14 protein-coding genes and 1 other annotated feature (1 of these 15 running past the window's edge) are annotated in these 18,186 nt (G+C 61.9%); of the genes, 5 read left to right on the top strand and 9 right to left on the bottom strand.

The window, feature by feature from the left end; translation table 11 throughout:
- Positions 1-91 (top strand) — a binding site (SAM riboswitch class I) (it extends 18 nt beyond the left edge of the window).
- A gap of 181 nt (positions 92-272) precedes the next feature.
- Both A0257_11390 and A0257_11385 read left to right on the top strand, forming a co-directional pair.
- Positions 273-3,998, top strand: coding sequence for a methionine synthase (locus A0257_11390; protein AMR29729.1), 3,726 nt, complete (start codon positions 273-275; stop codon positions 3,996-3,998).
- A 90-nt stretch (positions 3,999-4,088) separates the two neighbouring features.
- Entirely contained in the window at positions 4,089-5,066 is a 978-nt protein-coding gene (locus A0257_11385) for a methylenetetrahydrofolate reductase [NAD(P)H] (GenBank protein ID AMR27638.1), read from the top strand.
- Positions 5,067-5,228: 162 nt separating this feature from the next.
- On the opposite strand, the gene A0257_11380 is transcribed toward A0257_11385, so the two are convergent.
- Positions 5,229-5,969 carry a hypothetical protein gene (locus A0257_11380; GenBank protein AMR27637.1) on the bottom strand — a complete coding sequence of 247 codons (741 nt, stop codon included), beginning with the start codon at positions 5,967-5,969 and terminating at the stop codon, positions 5,229-5,231.
- Positions 5,970-6,095: 126 nt separating this feature from the next.
- A complete protein-coding gene (locus A0257_11375) occupies positions 6,096-6,407 on the bottom strand; it encodes a hypothetical protein (protein AMR27636.1) in 312 nt (103 codons plus the stop codon).
- 162 nt (positions 6,408-6,569) lie between these two features.
- Between A0257_11375 and A0257_11370 the strand changes: the two genes are divergently transcribed.
- Positions 6,570-7,457, top strand: coding sequence for an alpha/beta hydrolase (locus tag A0257_11370; protein AMR29728.1), 888 nt, complete (start codon positions 6,570-6,572; stop codon positions 7,455-7,457).
- Positions 7,458-7,561: 104 nt separating this feature from the next.
- Here A0257_11370 and A0257_11365 read toward each other — a convergent pair whose 3' ends face one another.
- The 7 genes from A0257_11365 to A0257_11335 form a co-directional block, all read right to left on the bottom strand.
- Positions 7,562-8,347, bottom strand: a complete 786-nt coding sequence (locus tag A0257_11365) for a hypothetical protein (protein ID AMR27635.1) — start codon at positions 8,345-8,347, stop codon at positions 7,562-7,564.
- Positions 8,348-8,574: 227 nt separating this feature from the next.
- On the bottom strand, positions 8,575-10,704 hold the full coding sequence (locus A0257_11360; protein ID AMR27634.1) for a prolyl endopeptidase: 2,130 nt from the start codon (positions 10,702-10,704) through the stop codon (positions 8,575-8,577).
- Positions 10,705-10,852: 148 nt separating this feature from the next.
- Complete coding sequence (locus tag A0257_11355; protein ID AMR27633.1) at positions 10,853-11,413, bottom strand: hypothetical protein; 561 nt, start codon at positions 11,411-11,413, stop codon at positions 10,853-10,855.
- 88 nt (positions 11,414-11,501) lie between these two features.
- Positions 11,502-12,365, bottom strand: a complete 864-nt coding sequence (locus tag A0257_11350; GenBank protein AMR27632.1) for an oxidoreductase — start codon at positions 12,363-12,365, stop codon at positions 11,502-11,504.
- Between the two features lie 152 nt (positions 12,366-12,517).
- Positions 12,518-13,858 (bottom strand): hypothetical protein, encoded by a 1,341-nt coding sequence (locus tag A0257_11345; GenBank protein ID AMR27631.1) that lies wholly within the window; start codon positions 13,856-13,858, stop codon positions 12,518-12,520.
- Between the two features lie 87 nt (positions 13,859-13,945).
- Positions 13,946-14,356 carry a hypothetical protein gene (locus A0257_11340; GenBank protein ID AMR27630.1) on the bottom strand — a complete coding sequence of 137 codons (411 nt, stop codon included), beginning with the start codon at positions 14,354-14,356 and terminating at the stop codon, positions 13,946-13,948.
- 261 nt (positions 14,357-14,617) lie between these two features.
- Positions 14,618-16,564, bottom strand: a complete 1,947-nt coding sequence (locus A0257_11335; protein ID AMR27629.1) for a 1-deoxy-D-xylulose-5-phosphate synthase — start codon at positions 16,562-16,564, stop codon at positions 14,618-14,620.
- 476 nt (positions 16,565-17,040) lie between these two features.
- On the opposite strand from A0257_11335, the gene A0257_11330 reads away from it, so the two are divergent.
- Together A0257_11330 and A0257_11325 are read left to right on the top strand one after the other, a co-directional pair.
- Positions 17,041-17,508: a hypothetical protein gene (locus tag A0257_11330; GenBank protein AMR27628.1), complete on the top strand. Its 468-nt coding sequence runs from the start codon at positions 17,041-17,043 to the stop codon at positions 17,506-17,508.
- Between the two features lie 219 nt (positions 17,509-17,727).
- Positions 17,728-18,153 carry a hypothetical protein gene (locus A0257_11325; GenBank protein ID AMR27627.1) on the top strand — a complete coding sequence of 142 codons (426 nt, stop codon included), beginning with the start codon at positions 17,728-17,730 and terminating at the stop codon, positions 18,151-18,153.
- Positions 18,154-18,186 lie beyond the last annotated feature (33 nt).

The following is an 18,186-nucleotide window of genomic DNA, read 5'->3' as shown; positions in this document are numbered from 1 at the left end:
GAGGGACCAGGCCCGATGACGTCTTGGCAACCTACCACGAGTAGGTGCCAACTCCTGTTCAACCACTAATTTAGGTTGAAGAAGATATCAGCCGGAACCTGCGCCGCCCGGCGCGGCTTTCTTTCTGGATAGGGGCCGCCCGCCCTGCTTTTTTCCGAAAGAATATGCCCGCCACCGCCACGCTCCCTACCCCCACTACCACCGCCGACCCCGCGTGTAGCTCGCCGTTGCCCGCGCTGCTGCGCCAGCGCCTACTCATCCTGGACGGCGCGATGGGCACCATGATTCAGCGCTACCCCCTGGAAGAAGAGGACTTTCGGGGCGAGCGGTTCCGGGACCACCCGCGCCCGCTGCGCGGCAACAACGACCTGCTGAGCCTCACGCGGCCCGACATTATCCGCGCCATTCACGCCGAGTATTTCGCGGCCGGGGCCGACATGGTGGAAACCAACACCTTCAGCGGCACCACCATCGCGCAGGCCGACTATGCTTTGGAAAGCGTGGTGTATGAGCTGAACTACGAGTCGGCGCGCCTGGCCCGCGAAGTGGCCGACGAGTTCACGGCGCAGAATCCCGCGCAGCCGCGCTTCGTGGCCGGGGCCATCGGGCCCACCAACCGCACCGCCTCGCTCTCGCCCGACGTGAACCGCCCCGGCTTCCGCGCCGTGACCTTCGATGAGCTGGCCAAAGCCTATCTGGAGCAAACCCGCGGCCTCGTGGAAGGCGGCGTGGACGCGCTGCTCATCGAAACCATCTTCGATACGCTGAACGCCAAAGCCGCGCTGTTTGCGGTGCAGCAGTTCTTCAACGAGGGGGGTAGGGAAGTGCCGGTGATGATTTCGGGCACCATCACCGACGCCTCGGGCCGCACCCTGAGTGGGCAAACGGTGGAAGCTTTCTGGCACAGCATCAAGCATTTACCCCTGCTGAGCGTGGGCCTCAACTGCGCCCTCGGCGCCGACCAGCTCCGCACTTACGTGCGCGAGCTGGCCCGCCTCGCCGACGTGCCCGTGTCGGCCTACCCCAACGCCGGCCTACCCAACGCCTTCGGCGGCTACGACGAGAGCGCCCAGGAATTCGCCGCGCTGGTGGAAGATTATCTGAAAGAAGGCTTGTTGAACGTGGTGGGCGGCTGCTGCGGCACCACGCCCCAGCACATTGCGGAGCTGAAGAAATTGGCCGGGCGGTACCCAACTAGGGAAGTTAAGAGTTATGAGTTAAGAGTTAAGAGTTATGAAGACGAGCTTACCGGCGCGGTGGCTAACTCAACCACAAATACAAACTCCCAATTCTTAACTCTTAACTCTCAACTCTTAACTCAAAGCTCCCTTTCCCTTGCCGGCCTCGAACCCTTCAACGTCACGTCCGACAGCCTGTTCGTCAACATCGGTGAGCGGTGCAACGTGACGGGCTCGCGGGCTTTTGCGCGGCTCGTGCGCTCGGGCGATTACGAGGCGGCGCTGGCCGTGGCCCGCGCCCAGGTGGAAGGCGGCGCGCAGGTGCTCGACATCAACATGGACGAGGGCATGCTCGACTCGGAGGCGGCCATGACCACCTTTCTGCACCTCATCGCCTCGGAGCCCGACATTGCCCGCCTACCCCTGATGATTGACTCCTCGAAGTGGAGCGTGATTGAGGCGGGGCTGAAGTGCGTGCAGGGCAAGAGCATCGTCAATTCCATTTCCCTGAAAGAGGGCGAGCAAACCTTCAAGCGCCACGCCCGGCTGGTGCGCCAGTACGGCGCGGCGGCCGTAGTCATGGCTTTCGATGAAAACGGGCAGGCCGACAGCTACGAGCGGCGCATTGAAATCTGCGAGCGCTCGTATCGCATTCTCACCGAAGAAGTTGGCTTCCCGGCCGAGGATATCATCTTCGACCCCAATATCCTGACCGTGGGCACTGGCCTGGATGAGCACCGCAACTACGCGGTGGACTTTATCGAGGCCGTGCGCTGGATAAAAACCCACCTGCCGGGCTGCCGCACCAGCGGCGGCGTGAGCAACGTCAGCTTCTCGTACCGGGGCAACGATACGGTGCGCGAGGCCATGAACGCAGCCTTCCTCTACCACGCCATCCGGGCAGGGCTGGATATGGGCATCGTGAACGCCGGCCAACTCGCCGTGTACGATGAGATTCCGCCCGACCTGCTCGAACGCTGTGAGGATGTGCTGCTTAACCGCCGCGAGGATGCCACCGAGCGCCTCGTGGACTTCGCCGAAACGGTGCAGCAGAAGGGCAAGGTGGAGGTAGTGGCCGATGCCTGGCGCTCGCTGCCCGTGGCCGAGCGCCTGCAACACGCCCTGGTGCGCGGCATCACCGACTTTATTGACCAGGATACCGAGGAAGTGCGCCAGCAATTGCCCCGCCCACTCGACGTGATTGAGGGCCCGCTGATGGGCGGCATGAACGTGGTCGGCGACCTGTTTGGGGCCGGCAAGATGTTCCTACCCCAAGTGGTGAAGTCGGCCCGTGTGATGAAGAAGGCAGTGGCGTATTTGCAGCCGTTTTTGGAAGCTGAGAAGGAAGGCGCGGCCCGCCAAACGGCCGGTAAAATCCTGCTGGCCACCGTGAAAGGTGACGTGCACGACATCGGCAAAAACATCGTGGGCGTGGTGCTGGCCTGCAATAATTTTGAAATCGTGGACCTCGGCGTGATGGTGCCGCTGGAACGGATTCTGGACGAAGCCCAGAAGCAGGGCGCGGATATCATCGGCCTGAGCGGCCTCATCACGCCCTCGCTCGATGAGATGGTGTACGTGGCCCGCGAGATGGAAAAGCGCAAGCTCACTACCCCCCTGCTCATCGGCGGGGCCACGACCTCGCGCCTGCACATGGCCGTGAAAATCGCCCCGGCCTACAGCGGTCCGGCGGTGTACGTCAACGATGCCTCGCGCTCAGTGGGGGTAGCGGCTAGCCTGCTCGGCTCGGCAAAAGTGGCTTATAACCAAACGATTAAGGCCGAGTACGAAGCCCTGCGCGCCGACCATGCCAGCCGCCAGCGCGAAAAAAGCTACCTCGCCATCGGGGCCGCCCGCGCCAACGGCTTCCACGCCGATTGGGAAACCTCGCCCATTACCAAGCCCAGTTTCCTGGGCACGCAGGTGCTTGATAACTATCCGCTGGAGGAGCTGGCGCGCTACATTGACTGGACGCCCTTCTTCCACACCTGGGAATTGAAGGGCCGCTACCCCCGTATTCTGGAAGATGAAAACCTGGGCGAAGCCGCCCGCCGCCTCTTCGAGGATGCGCAAAAAATGCTGGCCGAAGTCATCGCCGATAAAAGCCTGACGGCCCGTGCCGTGCTAGGCTTCTGGCCCGCCAATACCAAGGATTACGATACCATCGAAATCTACGCCGACGACACCCGCCAGCGGGTGCGCGACGAGTTTTTCACGCTGCGCCAGCAGAGCGAAAAGGCCCCCGGCCTGCCCAACGTGGCTTTTTCGGACTACCTCGCGCCTCGCGAAACCGGCCGCGCCGACTACCTCGGCGGCTTCGCCGTAACGGCTGGGCTGGGCATCGAAAAGCTCATTGAGAAGTATGAGGCCGACCACGACGACTACTCCAGCATCATGATAAAAGCGCTGGCCGACCGCTTGGCCGAAGCCTTCGCCGAGCGCCTGCACCAGCGCGTGCGCGAGGAGTTCTGGGCTTACGCGCCCAATGAAAACCTGAGCGGCGAGGAGCTGATTAAGGAGGAATACCGCGGCATCCGCCCCGCGCCCGGCTACCCCGGCTGCCCCGACCACACCGAGAAAATCACGCTTTTCCGGCTGCTGGACGCGGAAAACCAGACGGGTATCATCCTCACCGAAAACCTGGCCATGTACCCCACCGCCGCTGTCAGCGGCATGTATTATGCCCACCCGGCGGCCCGCTACTTCGGCCTGGGTAAAATCGGGGCCGACCAGGTGGCCGACATGGCCGAGCGTAAGCACATGCCGCTGCCGGAGCTGGAGCGGTGGCTAATGCCGAATTTGAATTACGACCCGGCGTAATTTCTAACACTCGCGCTACCTGGCATTGCGAGCATGTTGCGCATCAAGCAAGGACAGACGATTTTACCCCGGAAGCCATCAGCTAAAAAAATGAAAGTAACCGACCACCTGGCCCGCGCCGCCGGCAAAACGCTGTTTTCCTTCGAGGTCCTACCCCCCCGCAAGGGCGAGAACATCCACTCGCTGTTCGCGAATATCGAGCCCTTGATGGAGTTCAAGCCGCCGTTTATTGACGTCACCTACCACCGCGAGGAGTTTGTGCTGCGCGAGCGGCCGGGCGGGCTCTTGCAGCGCAAGGCGGTGCGCAAGCGGCCGGGCACGGTGGGCATTTGCGCGGCCATCAAAAACCGTTTCGACGTGGACACCGTGCCGCACCTTATCTGCGGCGGCTTTGCCAAGGAGGAAACCGAGAACGCGCTGATTGACTTGCACTTCCTGGGTATTGACAACGTGCTGGCGCTGCGCGGCGACCCCATCAAAAGCGAGGGCCACTTCCAGCCGCACCCCGACGGCCACACCTATGCCTGCGACCTCATCGGGCAAATTGACTCCCTTAACCACGGCCGCTACCACGACCACGACGAGCAGTACCAGCCCGCCGGCGCCGAGCCCGTGCTGTGCACCGACTTCTGCATCGGCACGGCCGGCTACCCCGAAAAGCACTTCGAGGCCCCCAACAACGGCTCCGATATCCGCTTTCTCAAGGATAAAATCGACCGCGGGGCCGACTACATCGTGACCCAGATGTTTTTCGACAACGAGGAGTTTTTCAAGTTCGAGAAGCGCTGCCGCGAGGCGGGCATTACGGTGCCCATCATCCCCGGCCTCAAGCCCTTGACTACCAAGGCGCAGCTCACGGCCCTACCCCGCGCTTTTTTCCTGAGCATCCCCGAAGCGCTGGCCGAAGCCATTCATCAGGCCCCCGACAACGCCGCTGCCCGCGAAGTGGGTATCGAGTGGTGCCTGCACCAAAGCCGCGAGCTGCAAGCCCACGGCGTGCCCTGCCTGCACTATTATTCGATGGGCAAAGCTGAAGCCATTCGGCGGGTAGCAGCCGAGCTGTTTTAGATACCTGCTGTTACGTCCTATCTTATTCGAGATGGTAACGGGGAGTAGCGCGAACTTTGTAGTTCGCGTCCCCGCGCCGTTCTACTGGCTTTAACGGCGCGGGGACGCGAACTACAAAGTTCGCGCTACTCCCCGTTGCGCTCGCAAGGACAGACGGTTTTCTTAATGAAACTTGCCTTCCGGGTCGGGGAGCTTGGCCATTAGCTCGGCGAGGAAGTCAAAATCGAGGCTGGTGAGACTGAGGCTCTGGCCTTTATGCACGGCTTGCCAGGCGGCGGGGTAGTCTTCCTGGAAGTAGCGGATGCGGGCCTGGGTTTGCCAGGCGCTGGCATTGTTGGGGTCGGCGAGCAGGGCTCGCTGCACGTACTCGTTGGCCTGGGTGAGGTCTTTCTTCTTTTTGGCCTGCTCGTAGTGACCCAGCACCGTGTTGGCCGCGTCGATGAGTAGTGACACGTTGTTGGGCGCTACGGCCAGGCCTTGCAACACCAAGTGCTGCACGGCCTCGGGCGGGGTATCGGGGCGGCGGCTTAGTATCACGGCCAGGCCCTGGTAGGGGTCGGGGTTGGCCGGGTCGAGCACCCAGGCCAGGTTGAAGCGCACGATGGCCGTATCGGGCTGGTTTTCATTGAGATACTCATAGCCCTTCTTGCTGAAAAACTTGCTGGCCTCGGGCCGCGAGGGGAAGCTGCGGTCCACGTCGGCCAGCACGGCGGGGCCCACCAGCGCCTGCGCCTGCGCCAATGGCACGCCGCCAAACAGCGGCTGGAGCCGCTGCGGGCCGCTGGCCGGGGGGGTAGGGGCACCCTTGCGGCTCTTCTGAGCCTGGGCGGGCAGGCCGAGCGTGGCGCCCAGCAAAACGAGAAACGCGCCGCGCCGAACGCGGGGAGTTAGCCAAAAAAACACGCTGCGAAAGAATTGAAAAGCCAGGTAAAATAAACTGCGGCGCCGCCGTAGCTGGGCAAAACTAACCCAGCCCCGGCGAAATACCGGGGCAACGATTTCCTAACCAACTAATAACCCAGGCACTGCCTACCAGAGGCGCGTGTCGGTGATGCCGGGTGGCAGCGGGGGCATGTTGCCCAGGCCGAGCACGCACCAGCCTTCTTCGACGCCGAACGCGCCGCCGGGCATTACGTAGCTCGCCCAGCGCAGCAGCGTTTGGCCGCTGTACGTACTGGTATCGGGGTCGTATTCTCGGATTAAGAGCGCGTCGCCGACCTGGAAATCATGGTCGTTTTCGCGCACGTCGAAGGGCTTGGTGCCAGCCGCTACGGCCGTGAAGCAGGGCGTCCAGAGCTGTAGCTCGTGGGTGCGGGTGCGGGCAGTAGTAACGGTTGACATGGGGGAGGTGGAATAGCGTTGCATAGTGGAAGGGGCCGGTTAAAAGTGGCCGAATACGGTAATTTACGAAGAAAACGCGACAGTCACCATTTTCGTGCCGCTCTGCGCCAACCACTTTAGCCGCCCTGCCGTAGGTCGGGGGCTCCCTACCCCCTCCTTATGATGCGTACTCTTCGCCGGCTGGCCCTACCCCCCCTGGGCCTTTTGCTGGCTGCCGTGGCCGTGCTGCTGGCCAACGAATGGGCCGTGGCCCGCGCCAGCCACCGCATCGCCGACATCGCCTACGTGCCCGCCTCGGCCCCCGATTTTGACCCCAAAAGCCAGTTGCTCGACATCTACCAGCCGCGCAAGAAGGCCGCGCCGCGCCCGGTGGTGCTCTTCATTCACGGCGGCAGCTGGAACAGCGGCAGCAAAGACGATATTCTGTATAAAGCCATCGGCCGGCGGCTGGCCCGGCAGGGCTTTGTGGGCGTGGTGATTAGCTACCGGCTGGCCCCGCAGGCACTGGTGCCCCAGCAAGCCGACGACTGCGCCCGCGCCTTGGCCTGGACGGTGGCGCATATCGGAGAGTACGGCGGCGACCCGGCGCGCATCGTGCTCATGGGCCACTCGGCGGGCGGCGGGCTGGCCGCGCTGCTGGCCACTGGCTCCGACACGCTGCTGGCCCGCCACGGCCTACCCCCCACCGCGGCCCACGCCGTGCTACTCGACGACCCCGCCGGTCTCGACATGCTCGACTACCTCACCAAGATGCAGTATCCCGGCGACGAGCAATACCTGGGGCCTTTCAGCAAAAACCCGGCGGTGTGGCGGCAGGCTTCGGCCATCTACCACATGCGGGCCGGCGCGCCACCCTACAGCATCTACATCGGCGGCAAAACCTATCCTGGCATCGCTTATAGCGGCGAGAAGTTTCGGCAGCGCCTCACGTCGCTGGGCGAAGCGCCCAAGTACACGGTGCTGCCCGGCAAGCATCACATCCCGATGGTGTTACAACTGCTTTGGGGTAACAATTTGCTGTATAAGGAGCTGCACCGGCTGGCGCAATGAGGCAGGCAAGCGCTTAGCCAAATCAACCTAAAAAAACCCTTTCTGCTAGCGCGCCAGCTACCAGGAAGGGTTTTTTGCGTGAAGCTGCTCCAAGCTGAGCTACGCTAGCCTTGCTCGATGGTAATGCCGCCATTGATGGTAACGGCCCTGACAGGCTGGCCGCCGGCACCCAGACTGGCTTTTACTTCGCGGTACTGCCCTTTGGGCTTGCTCATGGGCAGCGTGGTTTTGATGCCGCCGCCGTTGGTGCTGGTAAAGAACTGGGCCGAATAGCTGGCCGGCAAATGCCAGGTGATACCGCCGTTGGTAGTGGCTACGTCGAGGCCGCTGCCCTCCCACTGCCGGCCGCTGAGGGCGATAGACAGGCCACCGTTGGTGGTGTTGCCCGCAACCTGGCCGCCGAGCTTATCCAGCGATACGCCGCCATTCTGGGCGTGGAACGTGATGGTGCCTTGCAGCTCATGGAGGCTGATGCCCCCATTTTGGGTGTTGAGGGTCAGCGCCAAGCGGCGCGGAACGAATACCTCGAAGCTGACGGCCGCGTGGTCGGTAGTGCTGGCCCGCAGCGTGTTGCCGGCAGTGCTGATGCTGAGAGCTTTGGCCCGCGCCTGGGCCTGCTCCTGGCTGCTACCCCAGCTCTGAACGGTGGCGCGGATGCGCACGTCGACCCCGTCCCAGCCTTTGACGGTAATGCCGCCGTTCTGGCCACCGTCGATGTTGAGGGGGCGGCCAGTGGGGGCCGGCATGGTCAGGTCACGGGTTTCGCAGAAGCGCTGCTGGTTGTCGTCGTCCATTTGGCGGCAAGTGCTGATGAAAGCCGGAGCAGTAATGGTTTGGGCAGTAGCGGCCAGGCTGCTGGCTAGGACTAGGCTAATGAACAAAAATTTCATGGGAGTGAAAACAGAAAGTGAGAAAGGAACTGGTGCCTACCCCTGTTCGGGTGAGCATACCGGGAGTACCGGCAAGCGCCGCAGACGTTACAACCTGCTTTGTTTTTTCTGCTGACCAGCCCGGAGCAGCGGCCGTTGCCAGGCAAAAGCGTAGCGGAGACTCAACTCAAAAAACGCCAGATTCTCCACGAGAGTCTGGCGTTTTTTGAGCAGTCAGCCGGACCGCATTACTGCGCCATTGGGTACGTCAGCCCCATGTTTTCAAACATAAACGCCCACTTATCCACCTGCTCGCTGATGACCTGGGCGGTGCTGCGGCCCGCGCCGTGGCCGGCTTTGGTTTCGATGCGGATGAGCACCGGGGCCGGGCCCTGCTGGTCTTCCTGCAGGCGCGAGGCGAACTTGAACGAGTGCGCCGGCACCACGCGGTCGTCGTGGTCGGCGGTGGTGATGAGGGTAGCCGGGTACACGGCCGGCTTGAGGGCGTGGTAGGGCGAGTACTTGTAGATGTACTGGAACATCTCGGGCGAATCCTGGGCCGTGCCGTAGTCGTAGGCCCAGCCCGCGCCGGCCGTAAACTGGTTGTAGCGCAGCATATCCATCACGCCTACCGCTGGGAAGGCCACCTTAAACAGCTCGGGGCGCTGGCTCATGGTGGCACCCACGAGCAGGCCGCCGTTCGAGGCGCCCGAAATGGCCAGGTAGTCCTTCGAGGTGTAGTTGTTCTTAATCAAATACTCGGCCGCCGCGATGTAGTCGTCGAACACGTTCTGCTTCTGGAGCTTGGTGCCGGCATTGTGCCAGCTTTCGCCGTACTCGCCGCCGCCGCGCAGGTTGGGCACGGCGTAGATGCCGCCATTTTCGAGCAGGATAATATTGGAGGTGCTAAAGCCCGGCGTTACGCTGATGTTGAAGCCGCCGTAGGCGTAGAGCAGGGTAGGGTTCTTGCCGTTCAGCGCCAGGCCCTTTTTGTAGGTGATGAGCATCGGGATGCGCGTGCCGTCCTTGGAGGTGTAAAACACCTGCTTCGACTCAAACTTGCTGGGGTCGAACTGCACGCCGGCCTTCTTGTACACCGTCGATTTGCCGCTGGCGATGTCGTACTTGAAAATGGTGGGCGGGTAGATGTAGGACGTGAACGTGTAGTACGTCTCCTTGTCCAGCTTCTTGCCGTTGAAGCCGCTGGCCGCCCCTACCCCCGGCAATTGGATGGTACGCAGCTTATCGCCGGCCATGTCGTATTCTTCGACTAGCGAGGTGGCGTCTTTGAGGTAGGTGGCGAAGATTTTGCCCCCCACCATGCTCACATCCAGCACGTTCTTGGTTTCGGGCAGCAGGTTTTTCCAGTTGGCCTGCTTGGGCGCGGCCGCGTCCACGGTCACGAGCCGGAAGTTGGGGGCCTGGTAGTTGGTGAAGATATAGAGCTTGCTGCCCACGTTGTCCACCACCTGGTTGATGCTCTTTTCGTCGGGCACCATGTTCACGATGGCGCTGCCGGGCTTGCTTAAATCCTGCAAATAAAGCTTGCCGCCGGTGGTGGTGTTGGCCGCTGAAATGATGAGGAAGCGCCCGTCCTCCGTCACGTTGGCCCCGATGTAGCGGTTGGGGTCTTTTTCGCCGCCAAAGATGAGTTGGTCGGTGCTTTGCGGCGTGCCCAGCTTATGGTAGTAGAGCTTGTGAATCTGCGTTTTACCGGCCAGCTGGCTGCCGGCCTTGGGCTTGTCGTAGCTGCTGTAGTAGAAGCCCGCGTTGCCCTTCCAGGCCAGGCCCGAAAACTTCACGTCCTTCAGCGTGTCGCCCACGATAGACTTATCGCTGGTTTTCAGCACAATGACCTTGCGCCAGTCCGAGCCGCCCTCCGAAATCTGGTAGGCCGCCAGGCTGCCGTCGTGGGTAAACTCGATGCCCGCCAGCGACGTCGTGCCGTCCTTGGAGAAGGTATTGGGGTCGAGAAACACCTCCGGCGCGCCCGCGCCCAGCTGCCGATATAGCACGTACTGGCTTTGCAGGCCGGTGTTTTTGGAGAAATACGTGTACTTGCCCTCCTTGGTGGGCGAAGTATATTTCTCGTAGTTCCAGAGCTTGGTGAGGCGCGTGCGGATGGCCTCGCGGTACGGAATCTTGCTCAAATAGTCCTGCGTCACCTTGTTCTCCGCCTGCACCCAGTCCTTGGTGTCGGTGGCCTGGTCGTTTTCGAGCCAGCGATAAGGGTCGGCCACCTTGGTGCCAAAGTAGGTGGTCATCGTGTCCACCTTCCGCGTCTGGGGGTAGGGTAGGGGCTTGATGGCCGCCATCGTTTGGGCGGCGGCCGGGCCGGCCGCCAGCAGCGCGGCTAGCAGTATGGGAGGATTTTTCATGGTACAAGCAAGAAGGTAAGGCTCGCAAAGTAAGCACGATATGAGCGTAGGCTACCAAAAAACGTCCGATTCCTCCCGTTTCCCCCGATGGACCTGCTGCTCCCTACCCCCTCTTCGCGGCCCGGACTCGCAGTGTCCGCGCTACCCCCTATTTCGCCGGCATGGGCAGCCGCGCGAACGCGTCGGCTACCCCTTTGTCAATCTGCTTGGAAGCGCGGCTGGGCGTGCGCGACAAAATGGTAGAAGTTGTGCCCTGCCACACCAGCTCCTTGCGCGCCGCGTCAACCAGGTCGATGGTGGCGGTGCCTTCCTGATACTGGCCCACCGGAATCTCGTTGGCCTGCCAGTGGTAGTTGCGCTGGCCGATGTAGTAGGGGCCGTCGGTCTGGTAGTTGGCAGTGCGGGTCTGGGTGCGCTGCTGGGTCACGAGGCCAATATTCACCCACAGGTCAGGCTTTTCGGCCAGCCGGAAGCCGCGAGCCTCCAGCTCGTGCGCCACGGCCCGCTTGAGGTCGAAGATATTGGAGCCCGAATTGGTGAACGCCGAGTCGTTGCGGGCCAGCAGGTCCATGAAATTATAGGTCTTGTACCGGCTCAGGTTCACGCCCGGCCGGCTGTCGGTTTGCGTGAATTGCTCCGACGAGCAGGCGGCCAGCCCGAGGGCCAGGGCCAGCAGCGGCATTTTGATGGCAGAGAGAAAGCGCGGCATGAGTGGAAACGGAGGGGGTAGGGAGAAAAAAGCAAAGCCGACCAGGCAGGCTGGTCGGCTTTGCTTAACGCGCTAAGCGTCAATCGCGTTACGCGGATTTAATCTTATCCAGCGCCGCCATGTCTTCCTGCGATAGCTGAATAGCCGCCGTTTTCATGTTCTCTTCCAGGTGCTTCACTTTGGAGGTGCCGGGGATGAGCAGGATGTTGGGCGAGTGGTGCAGCAGCCAGCTCAGGGCAATCTGCTGGCGGGTGGCATCGTGCTTCTTGGCCACGCCATCGAGGGCCACCAGGGCTTCCTTATTGCCGCCCGAAAGCGGGTACCACGGAATGAAGGCCATGTTTTGTTCGCGGGTGTAGTCGAGCACCGCTTCCCACTTGCGGTTATCGACCGAGTACATATTCTGCACCGACACCACTTTGAAGAATTCCTGGGCCTTTTTAATCTGGTCCACGTCCACTTCCGACAGGCCAATGTGCTTCACCAAGCCATCTTGCTGGGCTTTTTGCAGAAATTTGAATGTGTCCTCCACCGGCACACTGGGGTCGATGCGGTGCAGCTGATACAGGTCAATCTGCGCTACTTGGAGGCGCTTGAGGCTGCCGTGCAGCGCCTCTTGGAGGTGTTTGGGACTGGCATCGACGGGCCACTGGTTGGGGCCGGTGCGCAGCAGGCCGCCTTTGGTGGCAATCACGAGGCCTTTCTTGTACGGATGCAGCGCCTCCGCAATCAGCTCCTCCGACACGTTGGGACCGTAGCTGTCGGCGGTGTCAATAAAATCGACGCCCAGCTCCACGGCGCGCTTCAGCACCCGAATAGACTCGGCATGGTCCTGGGGCGGCCCCCAGATGCCCTCGCCGGTAATGCGCATCGCGCCGTAGCCGAGGCGGTTAACAGTCAGGTCGCCGCCGATGGTGAACGTGGCGGGGTAGGAAACGGTGGTAGTAGCCATAAGTGGAAAGGGAAGTAAGGTTGAGCCCGCCAGCGGGGCCAGGCCCCGGCTTGGAGTGTTGCAGAAGACAAGCGGCCGCGGGCAATTGTTTAGCTCATCGGCAACAGCGGGCCTCTGGCATCTGGCTTTGCCAGCTACTAAACTTTCCGGCATCAAGTACCCGCCTCGAAGCCGGTCTTATCCGTAATGGTGCCGCCTTCGTCGCATAGGGCCTGCCCGGCCGGGGCCTGGGCCTTCACGTTGGTGAGGGGCGTGCGGCCGCCGCTGCTCACCAGCACGGCGGTAGCGCCTGGACCGGTGGCAAGTATCTGGCCTCCGATGTGGACCTGCGCTACTGTACCGCCCTCAATGGCATAGGTGTTGACTTGGGCTCCGTGGGTGACTAGGTCGCCGCCCACGACCAGGCGCTGTACTTCGCCGCCGGGTTTCACGCTGAAGGCTTCGGCCGGTAGCTGTTGCAGCACGCCTTTCACCAGAGTGGTGCCGAGCGCGCCGTAGGTAGTGACGCTTTCTTGCACTTCCAGCGTGCCCACGGGCTTGCTTACCTGCATCCCAATCGAGCCATCGCCGTGGGTAGTGATGGCCTTGAAGGTGGCCCGCTGCACTGTACCGTCGTACTGGTTGAAGCCGCGCGCCCCCAGGCCGTAAGTGGTAATGTCCTGTTGCGCCTCAAACGTATTGACGGTGCCGAAATTAACAAAACCAATGCCGCTCGGGCCGTAGGAGGTAAGCGGACCGGCAGCCAGCCACCGCGTGACGTGCCCCCAGTTGTCGAGTACCATGTCGTTGACGCCGTACGTCACGACTTCAGCCGCGCTGGCTACCGCGTCGGCCTGCACGCCAAAGACGATGAATACGCCCGCCGTAATCACATCGGCCGTGCCGAAGGGCAGCAACCCATTGGTATAGACTGGGCCCGTCGTGAGGCTGGTGAGCTTCACCTGCCCGCCCGCGTCGCCGAAGCCGCTCACGAAAACCCCCGAGCCCAGCACCGGCGCCTGGAGCCGGCCCACACTAATGGCCGTGAGCGTGGCCGTGAGCAGGCTTTGGGCGTCGCTGTTAAAATTATAGACTGTAAAGGCCCCTTGCAGCACGTTCACGCCGTATTTCTGGGGCTGCTCGCTGTAGCGGCGGGCATCGCAGGCCACCACGTCTACCTTGTCGGCCAGCACGGTGAGCTGGGTGGTGCCCAGGCGCATCATCAGTGAAACCTGGCCCGTCACGGTGAGGTTAGTCAGGGTCATCGTGCCCATATCGGCCCAGCCGGTGAGCGAGTAGATGGCCCGGCACGTCGGCGAAACCATAAGGGCCAGGTCCTGCACGCGGTTGTTGGCCGTCAGCCCGAGGCCGTCGCCATTGCTGAAACTTAGGCTGCACCGCTCCTTGCTGGCCCCCACCAGGGCATAGCCGGGGGGCAGCGTTAGGGCGTATGGGCAGAGCAGGGAGCCTTGCAGTTCCAGCGTCTGTGGCTGGTTGGCGGCCAGCGCGTGCATGAGCTGCTCCAGGGAAGCTATTTTAGTCGGCATAGCGAGCGGGTTGGTTAGGGTAGAGAAGTGCGTGGGCCGGGGCTGGCAGTGGCGCTAAAGGTCGTCTGAGCGCCCTTCCAGGTTTTTGCCGGGGCGGTCGGCCATTTCTGAATGCACCTTACCCGACCAGTCGGTAAGCACCCACAACACTAGCAGAGCCGCGCCAAAGCCCATAAAAAACGTGCGGGCCGTGGGATTGCTGGCCGCAAAGCCGAACAGAAAAGGTGCCCCCATAAAAGCCAGGCTGTTGATTATTTCAAGCCGGCCGTAGGTGCGGTAGGAGAGCAGGCGCACGACGCCCATAGGGAAGTCGGTGAGCAGCGTCAGCACTAGGTACGCGCCCGCCAGCAGGTAGCAGGCCAGTGCGTACGGTCCTGACAGGTTCAGCGCCGTGGGGGCCATCGCCAGGAACGCGATAAGCAGAAAAGCCAGGGCCCCCTGGGCCGGCGGTGAGAGCACTTTCATGGAGCAGGATAAGAAGCTGAAGGCCTACCCCTTTGGCACTACTCCGGCGCAGGTTATCAGGTATACGTCAGCTCGCTAAAACAGGCTTGATTTTTAGTTACTTACCTTTCATAAATGCCGACGCAGTCATAAAAACGCGGGGCTACGCGCCGAAAGCCGCGCAGCTCCCACGCCGGGGCGGCCAGCTAAAGAGTAAGCCCCGCCGGAACGTCCGGTGGGGCTTACTCTTTAGCTGGCAGTAAATACGTGAGGCAGCCGCCTTCAACCCAGCACCGTGGCCCTCACGGCGGCGCTCACCTTGGCGCTCATTTCGCGCACGGCCGCCGCGATGCCGGCGGCGTCGAAGCCGCACTCGTGGTAGAGCTGGTCCTGGGTGCCGTGCTCCACCACGCGGTCCGGGATGCCGAGGCGGCGCACGGGCAGGTGCAGGCCGTTATCGGTCAGAAATTCGAGCACGGCCGAGCCGAAGCCGCCGGGTAGGCAGCCGTCTTCCACCGTCACGATGGCGCGGTAGCGGCGGGCCACGGCCAGCAGCATTTCTTCGTCCAGCGGCTTGCAGAAGCGCAGGTCGTAGTGACCCACGTTGAGGCCCTCGGCGGCGAGGGTGGCGGTGGCTTTCGCGGCGTAGTTGCCGATGTGACCAATACTGAGAATGGCCACGCCCCCGGCTTCACCCTCGCGCACCACGCGGCCCGTGCCGATGGCCACGCGCTGCAGCGGCGTGCGCCACTCGGGCATCACGCCCTCGCCGCGGGGGTAGCGAATGCTGAACGGCCCCGCGTTTTCGGGCAGCTGAGCGGTGAACATGAGGTTGCGCAGCTCCTGCTCGTTCATGGGGGCGCTCACCACCATGTTGGGGATGCTGCGCATGTAGGCCAGGTCGTAGCTGCCGTGGTGGGTAGGGCCGTCGGCCCCGGCAAAGCCGGCGCGGTCGAGGCACAGCACCACGTGCAGGTTTTGCAGGGCCACATCGTGGACCACCTGGTCGTAGCCGCGCTGCATAAACGACGAGTAGATATTGCAGAACGGCACCAGCCCCTGCGTGGCCAGGCCGGCCGAAAACGTGACGGCGTGCTGCTCCGCGATGCCCACATCGAAGGCGCGCTCGGGCATGGCGGCCATCATAATATTCAAAGAAGAGCCGGACGGCATGGCCGGCGTCACGCCCATAATCTTGTCGTTGGCCTGGGCCAGCTCCAGCAGCGTGTGGCCAAACACGTCCTGGTACTTGGGCGGCTGCGGTTTATCGGGAATTTTCTTGTAAATCTCGCCCGTGATTTTGTCAAACAAGCCCGGCGCGTGCCACAGCGTCTGGTCCTGTTCGGCCAGCGCGTAGCCTTTGCCCTTCACGGTCACGCAGTGCAGCAGCTTGGGGCCGGGAATGCTCTTGAGGTCGTTGAGAACCGCCACCAGGTGCTGCACGTCGTGGCCATCCACGGGGCCGAAATAGCGAAAGTTCAGCGCCTCAAATAAGTTGCTCTGCTTGAGGAGGGTAGCCTTCATGGCGGCCTCTACTTTGCGGGCAATCTGCTGCGGGTTGGGGCCGAATTTGGAGAGCTTGCCGAGCACGTTCCACAGCTCGTCACGCACTTTGTTGTAGGTGCGCGAGGTGGTGATGTCGGTGAGGTATTCCTTGAGCGCGCCCACGTTGGGGTCGATGCTCATGCAGTTGTCGTTGAGCACGACAATCATGTTGTTGCGGATGGCCCCGGCGTGATTCAGCGCCTCGAAGCTCATGCCGGCCGTCATGGCCCCGTCGCCAATCACGGCAATGTGCTGGCGGTCAAATTCTTTCTTATAATCGGAAGCCACGGCCATGCCCAGCGCCGCCCCGATACTGGTGCTGCTGTGGCCCACGCCGAAGGCATCATATTCGCTTTCGCTGCGCTTAGGAAAGCCCGACATGCCGCCGTAGCGGCGGTTAGTAGGAAAACGGTCGCGCCTGCCCGTCAGTATTTTATGGCCGTAGGCCTGGTGCCCCACATCCCAGACCAGTTGGTCATAAGGCGTGTTGAAGACGTAGTGCAGCGCCACCGTTAGCTCGACTACCCCCAGCGAAGCGCCGAAGTGCCCGCCATAAATGCTCACCGTGTCGATAATAAACTCGCGCAGCTCGGTGCTCACTTGCACTAACTGCTCGGGAGCGAGTTTTTTAAGGTCGTCGGGCGAGGCAATCGCCGCCAGAAGCGGGCCGGGTTCGATAATCATTGGGGGCAGCAAAAAGGGGGCGCGGCTAAGCAACCGCCGGGCGGGCTAAAAGATTGGCCGGCCGACCTCAAAGGTACGGCAAGGCACGGCGGGCGGTTGTAAGTGTGCAGCTCAAAAACCAGGTAGCGCCGTTTCCCTATTGGCTGTGCACCGGCCGATACTTGTCGCGAAGTGATTGGTGAAAAAGAATGTCACGCCTGGGATTTGTTCAGTGACGGGCGGGGCAAACCCCGCACCCTGCTTTGCGAGGAGTGTAAGAAATACTGTGGGGGTGACGACCAAAAAGCTTACCGCAAGAAACGGCTATAACAAACAGAGATTCGGCTACGGGCCTGGGCGGATTGCCGGCTGACCTTTGTGTCGCGAGCAAAGCTGCCTGCTGTAGGTAATGGGTTCGCTGCAAAACAAGGGCCAGCCAGCAATCGAACCCGCCCGGCGGGAATGTAAACGAACCAGTAAACCGTAGTCGCCGCGCCATGAAAAACGAGCAACCGCACCGGGTCAACACCATTTCGGCCTTTCATCAGCTGTGGGGGCTGCCCAAGCCGGAGCATCCACTCATCAGCGTCCTGGATTTTGAGGATATTAAGCACTCGGCGGCCACGCCTACCCCCCCGCTGCTCAACAACTTCTACTCCATCGCGCTGAAACACAATTTCAACGGCAAGCTGAAGTATGGCCAGCAGGTTTATGATTTTGACGAGGGGATGATAGTGTTCATGGCCCCCGGCCAGGTGCTGACTATCGAGGCGGATGAGACGCTGCGCCATTCGGGCTGGCTGCTGCTGGTGCATCCCGATTTTCTGTGGAATACGCCGCTGGCCAAAACTATTCGGCAGTACCCGTTTTTCAGCTACGCGGTGCACGAGGCGCTGCATCTCTCCGACAGGCCAAGCTCATCGACAAGGCCAAGCAGCTGCTGGCCACGTCGGAGCTGTCGGTGAGTGAGGTCGCCTACGCCCTGGGCTTCGGGCATTCGCAGTCGTTCAGCAAGCTTTTCAAGACCAAAACGGCCCTCTCGCCTTTGGCCTTCCGTCATTCATTTAATTAACTGCTGTTACGCATTATCTTATTCGAAATGGCAGCGGGCAGTAGCGCGAACTACAAAGTTCGCGCTACTGCCCGTCGCGTAACATCAGTTAATTAATTTCCTGCCCCCCGTTATGAAGCTAACCGAAAAAGGCCCCCTTCAACCCGCGCCCGTGCTGGCGGGGCCGGGCCAGCAAACCGCCGCCGCCATTCAGGCGTGGCCAGCCATTATTTCCGCCACTCACTGGGATTTATTCAACCGCAAGCGCGTGGACGGGGCCGATTTTTACGTGGGCGAGGCCGAACTGGGCCACATTCACCTGAATGGGGAAGTGCACCTGGCCACGACCTCCGCCCTGGGCGTGCCGCTGCTGGAGTGCGGCCTGGCCCGGCCGTTTCCCTACGGAAATGGGTACGGCGATTGGGTCTGCTTCCTGATTCGTACCGCGGCCGATGCCGAGCACGCCACCTGGCTGTTTCGGCTGAACTACGACCGCCTGCGGGGCGCGGCACCGGAAGTGCTGACCGAGCGCCTGCGGGCCAGGCAATCCTCATTTTAATCAATTTTTTTAATTTTCCTACCCCCCCCCTAC

The organism is Hymenobacter psoromatis (assembly GCA_001596155.1).
Classification (GTDB): domain Bacteria; phylum Bacteroidota; class Bacteroidia; order Cytophagales; family Hymenobacteraceae; genus Hymenobacter.
Note: the sequence above shows the minus strand (reverse complement) of the source record. Positions and strands in the feature narration are given on the sequence as shown.

What these genes read in the sequence shown, in the direction of transcription:
- A0257_11390 (AMR29729.1), top strand. Translation starts at nt 273, where the DNA reads ATGGGCACCATGATTCAGCGCTACCCCCTGGAAGAAGAGGACTTTCGG.
- A0257_11360 (AMR27634.1), bottom strand. Translation starts at nt 10,704, where the DNA reads ATGAAAAATCCTCCCATACTGCTAGCCGCGCTGCTGGCGGCCGGCCCG.
- A0257_11330 (AMR27628.1), top strand. Translation starts at nt 17,041, where the DNA reads ATGAAAAACGAGCAACCGCACCGGGTCAACACCATTTCGGCCTTTCAT.
- A0257_11370 (AMR29728.1), top strand. Translation starts at nt 6,570, where the DNA reads ATGCGTACTCTTCGCCGGCTGGCCCTACCCCCCCTGGGCCTTTTGCTG.
- A0257_11345 (AMR27631.1), bottom strand. Translation starts at nt 13,858, where the DNA reads ATGCACGCGCTGGCCGCCAACCAGCCACAGACGCTGGAACTGCAAGGC.
- A0257_11340 (AMR27630.1), bottom strand. Translation starts at nt 14,356, where the DNA reads ATGAAAGTGCTCTCACCGCCGGCCCAGGGGGCCCTGGCTTTTCTGCTT.
- A0257_11375 (AMR27636.1), bottom strand. Translation starts at nt 6,407, where the DNA reads ATGTCAACCGTTACTACTGCCCGCACCCGCACCCACGAGCTACAGCTC.
- A0257_11355 (AMR27633.1), bottom strand. Translation starts at nt 11,413, where the DNA reads ATGCCGCGCTTTCTCTCTGCCATCAAAATGCCGCTGCTGGCCCTGGCC.
- A0257_11365 (AMR27635.1), bottom strand. Translation starts at nt 8,347, where the DNA reads ATGAAATTTTTGTTCATTAGCCTAGTCCTAGCCAGCAGCCTGGCCGCT.
- A0257_11350 (AMR27632.1), bottom strand. Translation starts at nt 12,365, where the DNA reads ATGGCTACTACCACCGTTTCCTACCCCGCCACGTTCACCATCGGCGGC.
- A0257_11335 (AMR27629.1), bottom strand. Translation starts at nt 16,564, where the DNA reads ATGATTATCGAACCCGGCCCGCTTCTGGCGGCGATTGCCTCGCCCGAC.
- A0257_11325 (AMR27627.1), top strand. Translation starts at nt 17,728, where the DNA reads ATGAAGCTAACCGAAAAAGGCCCCCTTCAACCCGCGCCCGTGCTGGCG.
- A0257_11385 (AMR27638.1), top strand. Translation starts at nt 4,089, where the DNA reads ATGAAAGTAACCGACCACCTGGCCCGCGCCGCCGGCAAAACGCTGTTT.